Raw genomic sequence first — 2,896 nt, 5'->3', positions numbered from 1 at the left:
AAAAAAGTGGTCAAGCTAAAAACGGCTGACGGTGGATACCTAGGCACGCAGAGGCGAAGAAGGACGTGGTGACCGACGAAACGCTCCGGGGAGCAGGAAGCAAGCAATGAACCGGAGATATCCGAATGGGGCAACCCTTGAAACAGCTGGTTGAATAGATAGACCAGCATGAGCCAACCGGGCGAACTGAAACATCTTAGTAGCCCGAGGAAGAGAAAGAAAATCGATTCCCCTAGTAGCGGCGAGCGAAGCGGGAAGAGCCTAAACCAAAAGGAATACCTGTTGGGGTAGTGGGACAGCGACAGGGAATCAAATAGCTAGACGAAGCAGGTGAAAACTGCACCAGAGAGAGTGAGAGTCTCGTAGTCGAAAGTGAAAGGATACTAGCTGGATCCCGAGTAGCATGGGGCAGGTGAAATCCCATGTGAATCAGCGAGAACCATCTCGTAAGGCTAAATACTCATGCGTGACCGATAGTGAACGAGTACCGCGAGGGAAAGGTGAAAAGAACCCCGCAAGGGGAGTGAAAGAGAACGTGAAACCGTCAGCTGACAAGCAGTGGAAGGACGATTAAACGTCTGACCGCGTGCCTGTTGAAGAATGAGCCGGCGAGTTATAAGCACTGGTAGGTGAAGGCAGGTAGCCGCAGCCAGAGCGAAAGCGAGTCTGAAAAGGGCGCAATAAATCAGTGTTTATAGACCCGAACCCGGGTGATCTAACCATGTCCAGGATGAAGCTTGGGTAAAGCCAAGTGGAGGTCCGCACCGACCGATGTTGAAAAATCGGCGGATGAGGTGTGGTTAGGGGTGAAATGCCAATCGAACCCGGAGCTAGCTGGTTCTCCCCGAAATGTGTTGAGGCGCAGCGGTTGTGAATCAAGTTGGGGGGTAAAGCACTGTTTCGGTGCGGGCTGCTAACGCGGTACCAAATCGAGACAAACTCTGAATACCCAGTGAAGACACAGCCAGTGAGACGGTGGGGGATAAGCTTCATCGTCAAGAGGGAAACAGCCCAGACCACCAGCTAAGGCCCCCAAATTGTCGCTGAGTGACAAAGGAGGTGGGAGTGCATTGACAACCAGGAGGTTTGCCTAGAAGCAGCCACCCTTGAAAGAGTGCGTAATAGCTCACTGGTCAAGCGCTCCTGCGCCGAAAATTCATGGGACTAAGTGACATGCCGAAGCTGTGGGATATTGAAGATATCGGTAGGGGAGCGTTCCATAGTGGAGAGAAGCACTAGCGGCAAGCAGGTGTGGACTATATGGAAGCGAGAATGTCGGCTTGAGTAGCGCAAACATTGGTGAGAATCCAATGCCCCGAAACCCTAAGGGTTCCAGAGCAAGGCTCGTCCGCTCTGGGTTAGTCAGGACCTAAGGCGAGGTCGAAAGACGTAGTCGATGGACAACGGGTTAACAATCCCGTACTGAGTGTAAGTAGTGCCGAGGGAAGAAGAAGGTTGACACCAGCTGGATGTTGGTTACCAGTTCAACTGTACGAGGTGGTGAGTGGCGGAGAAAACGCCAGGAGCTGAGGCAGGAGTAGGAGAGTCCAAGGACTCGAAGTGGTGAAGGTCATGCTTCCAAGAAAAGCTCATGGCACGTAAACATACAATCACCTGTACCCGAAACCGACACAGGTAGGGAGGTTGAGTAAACCAAGGGGCGCGAGATAACTCTCTCTAAGGAACTCGGCAAAATGGCCCCGTAACTTCGGGAGAAGGGGTGCCAAAGCAATTTGGTCGCAGTGAAGAGGCCCAAGCGACTGTTTACCAAAAACACAGGTCTCCGCGAAGTCGTAAGACGATGTATGGGGGCTGACGCCTGCCCAGTGCCGGAAGGTTAAGGAAGTTGGTCAGGGGGAAACCCTAAAGCTGACGACCGAAGCCCCGGTGAACGGCGGCCGTAACTATAACGGTCCTAAGGTAGCGAAATTCCTTGTCGGGTAAGTTCCGACCCGCACGAAAGGCGTAACGATTTGGGCGCTGTCTCGGAGAGAGGCTCGGCGAAATAGGATTGTCTGTGAAGATACGGACTACCTGCACCTGGACAGAAAGACCCTATGAAGCTTTACTGTAGCCTGGAATAGGGTTCGGGCTTCGCTTGCGCAGGATAGGTGGGAGGCGTGGAAGTGCCCCTTGTGGGGGGCAAAGAGCCAACGGTGAGATACCACTCTGGCGAGGCTAGAATTCTAACTTATGCCCGTAAACCGGGAAGAGGACGGTTTCAGGTGGGCAGTTTGACTGGGGCGGTCGCCTCCTAAAAGGTAACGGAGGCGCGCAATGGTTCCCTCAGCCTGGTTGGAAATCAGGCTTACGAGTGTAAAGGCAATTGGGAGCTTGACTGCAAGAGTCACAACTCGAGCAGGGACGAAAGTCGGCCTTAGTGATCCGACGGTGCCGCGTGGAAGGGCCGTCGCTCAACGGATAAAAGTTACTCTAGGGATAACAGGCTGATCTCCCCCAAGAGTCCACATCGACGGGGAGGTTTGGCACCTCGATGTCGGCTCATCGCAACCTGGGGCGGAAGTACGTCCCAAGGGTTGGGCTGTTCGCCCATTAAAGCGGTACGTGAGCTGGGTTCAGAACGTCGTGAGACAGTTCGGTCCATATCCGGTGCAGGCGCAAGAGCATTGCGAGGAGTCCTCCTTAGTACGAGAGGACCGGGAGGAACGCACCGCTGGTGTACCTGTTATCGTGCCCACGGTAAACGCAGGGTAGCCAAGTGCGGAGCGGATAACCGCTGAAAGCATCTAAGTGGGAAGCCCACCTCAAGATGAGTGCTCTCATGGAGTTAATCCAGTAAGGTCACGGGTAGAACACCCGTTGATAGGCGTCAGGTGGAAGTGCAGTAATGTATGCAGCCCAGGCGTCCTAATAGACCGAGGGCTTGACCTCAAAC

Annotated in this window: 1 rRNA gene; it reads left to right on the top strand. The window is 53.9% G+C overall.

Annotated features, from left to right (window positions below):
• Positions 1-8 precede the first annotated feature (8 nt).
• A 23S ribosomal RNA gene (locus MiSe_RS48370) occupies positions 9-2,892 on the top strand.
• The last annotated feature ends 4 nt before the right edge of the window (positions 2,893-2,896 follow it).

Source organism: Microseira wollei NIES-4236, from assembly GCF_020521235.1.
In the GTDB taxonomy this organism is placed as follows: domain Bacteria; phylum Cyanobacteriota; class Cyanobacteriia; order Cyanobacteriales; family Aerosakkonemataceae; genus Microseira; species Microseira wollei.
Note: the sequence above shows the minus strand (reverse complement) of the source record. Positions and strands in the feature narration are given on the sequence as shown.